Below are 2,888 nucleotides of genomic sequence, written 5' to 3' on the forward strand. Positions count from 1 at the left end.
AAAGGCGACGGCGTCCACCACGCCATGCTCGGCATCGCCCGCCTGCACAACCTCACCCTCACCGGATGACAGGCAAACGAGCAGGTCAGCCTGCATGCCTCAGATCATTTACGGGACAACCTCTAGGGCGTGGACGTCGCAGTCCACACCGAACCCAGGAGGCCCTCGTTTGATCAAGCACCCCGCACACGTGTCACCAGGATCCGGGGGCAGCCACCTAGCGGGCTTCGATCTCCAGCGCGTAGCCGCGGCCCCAGGCCGTGCGGATGACTAGATCGGTCGGTGACAGACGGCGGCGGAGCCGCATGATGTGGAGGTCGAGTGAATTCCTCGTCGGCCTCTGCACGCGTTCCGCGAGCCGTTGTGAGAGTTCATGCCGGTACACCACCTCCCCGAAGTGCTCGATGAGCAGCCCCATCAATTCGGCCTGGACATTGGAGATGGTGATCGAATGCGGACCGAAGGTGAGTGTTCCCGCGGAGTCGAGGGTTGGTATCTGCCGGCTGTCGAGCCGGTTCTGGAGAGCCCTGACCCGGGCGTCGAGATCATCCCGGGAGATGGGCGCTCGGACCCAGTCCTCGAAGGGGTCGTTGCAGACCGGCGGACGGGCACCCGCCTCCACCACGAGGAGACGGGGTACGCCGTCCCTCCGACATCGGTTCCGAAGGTCTGTTTGTGCAGGCCATCGGACGAACATGACATCGCTGGTCGTGCATCTCAAAGCGTGCGCCTCCCCGTTGACGCAAATAGATGGTCACTGTCATCGTCGGCCGACGGGGTCTCACGTCGGCCAAGCAGGCGTAACAGGCCGCAAGCCGTGGTGGTGTGGTTCGGTCGCCACGGCTCGCCCCGCAGCGGCGCCGGGTTTCCTCAGGATGGCACCCGGAGCCGCGCCTCACGGCACAGCGCTAGCCGTTCATCGCCTCCCGGAGACTGCGCGGCCGCATGTCGGTCCAGTGCTCCTCCACGTAGGCGACGCTCTCCGCCTTTCCGGCGGGGCCAAAGACGCTGCGCCATCCGGCGGGCACCTCGGCGAAGGCCGGCCACAGGGAGTGCTGGTCCTCGTCGTTGACCAGCACGTGGAACTGGCCGTCCTCGTCGTCGAACGGATTGGTGCTCACCTTTTGTCCTCCAGATCTTGTTTCAGCAGGTGCGGGTTGGAACAGGGTCACTGCGCTGCCCGCAGAATCCGGTTGATGGTGCGGCTGATCTCAGCCGCGTTCCGCGGCCAGTACATCTCGTTGTGAGCGCAGGCGATGTCGATGCGCTGCACACGACCGTCGACGTGTTCCTGCCAGAGCACGTCCAGGTCCTCGTCCAGTTCCCGCTTGTCGTGGGTCTCCGGGTCGAGGAGTGCGTTGAAGAAGACGACGTCACCGCGGTACCGCGGTGAGGTGAACCGCCGCATCTGCTCCATCTGTCCGATGAAGATCGAGGAGGCGGTGGAGACGAGCGACGGGTATTCCTCCATCCCCGCCAGGTGTCCCATGTAGTTGGCGAGGTAGCGGCGGACCATGGACTCGTCCAGCGCTTCCAGGTCGGCGAAGTGGCTGGAGGGCGCGGCGTCCAGCAGCGCCAGGAGTGCCACCTCGTGTCCGCGGCGCTGGAGTTCGGCCGCCATGGCGTGCGCGAGGGTGCCGCCGAAGGACCAGCCCAGCAGGTGGTAGGGGCCGCTCGGCTGGACCTGGAGCACCTGCCCGAGGTAGTCCTCGACCATCTCCTCGATGGAGCCGGCCGGCGCAGTGGTCCCGTCGAAGCCGCGTGCCTGAATGCCGTACAGCGGCCAGGCCGGGTCCAGGTGGCGGGCGAAGCCGAGGTAGGGCCAGCTCAGCCCGCCGCCCGGGTGCAGCCACCACAGAGGTGGCTGCTGCCCCTCGGTGCGGATCGGCAGCAGGACGGCGAACGGGTCCTCGAAGTCGGCGTCGGCGTCGGTGGTCAGCTGTGCCGCCAGTTCGGCGACGGTCGGATACTGGAACACCGTGCGGATCGGGACGTCCACGCCCAGCTTCTCGTGGATCCGCCAGACCAGACGCGTCAGGCGCAGGGAGTGGCCACCGCAGGCGAAGAAGTCGTCGTCGATGCCGATCCGGTCCAGGCCCAGCACCTCGGCGAAGAGCGTGGCGAGTTCCTCCTCGCGCGGGGTGCGCGGGGCCCGGTGTTCCCCGCCGGCCGGGTCCGGCTCGGGGAGCGCGGCCCGGTCCACCTTGCCGTTCTCGGTGAGCGGCAGCCGGTCGAGGACGACGATCTCGGCGGGCATCATGAACTCCGGGAGCCGGCCGGCGAGCCGCTCGCGCAGCAGGGAGGGCAGCCGGGAGACTCGGCGGGAGACCGCGGGGACGTTCGCCAGCCGGGCCGAGGGGGCGCCGACGGGCCGGTACAGGCCGTCGCAGCAGACGGCGTCGACGTCGGGCAGAATGGCCGCCTCGAAGCAGTCACCCGCCTGGGCCGACCACGTGCAGTACACCGCGAGCCCGCGCCGGGCGCCCCACGCCTCCAGTTCGGAGGGGTCGAGGGTGCCGCCCAGTTCGGCGGGAGCGCCCCATTCGGCGGCCTCGCCGGCCAGGCGGGCGTTGGGGACGCGGGTCAGGCGGAGCCGGCCGCCGTGCCGGGCCAGCGCGGTCTCCAGGTCGGCCAGTTCGCGGACCTCCGACGCCCAGACCGCCTCGGGCAGGTCGCCGAGGTCCAGCGGCTTCGCCGGCGCCTTGTGCAGCACGACCTCGTAGCGGTGGCGGGTCAGCTCGTTGTGGTGGGTGCCCTGCTTAGACGTCGTTTCTGATGGCGTGATCGCTCGTTGAGCCGTGCATGACGGATCTGGTGGAGCGGTTGGTGCCGGACGAGTTGTGGGTGCTGTTCCGGCGGGTGGTCCCTCCGACGGAGGTCATACGCCC

Annotated in this window: 3 protein-coding genes; all 3 read right to left on the minus strand. The window is 68.8% G+C overall.

The features are described from left to right. Window positions 1–217: 217 nt before the first annotated feature. Complete coding sequence (locus MTQ10_RS29525) at window positions 218–625, minus strand: helix-turn-helix domain-containing protein (protein ID WP_247473476.1); 408 nt, start codon at window positions 623–625, stop codon at window positions 218–220. A gap of 283 nt (window positions 626–908) precedes the next feature. Further along, window positions 909–1,121: an MbtH family protein gene (locus tag MTQ10_RS29530; protein ID WP_247473477.1), complete on the minus strand. Its 213-nt coding sequence runs from the start codon at window positions 1,119–1,121 to the stop codon at window positions 909–911. 47 nt (window positions 1,122–1,168) lie between these two features. Beyond that, window positions 1,169–2,713, minus strand: a complete 1,545-nt coding sequence (locus MTQ10_RS29535; protein ID WP_247473483.1) for an alpha/beta fold hydrolase — start codon at window positions 2,711–2,713, stop codon at window positions 1,169–1,171. Between the last annotated feature and the right edge of the window lie 175 nt (window positions 2,714–2,888).

The sequence above is a fragment of the Streptomyces sp. XM83C genome, from assembly GCF_023072675.1.
In the GTDB taxonomy this organism is placed as follows: Bacteria; Actinomycetota; Actinomycetes; order Streptomycetales; family Streptomycetaceae; genus Streptomyces; species Streptomyces thermocoprophilus.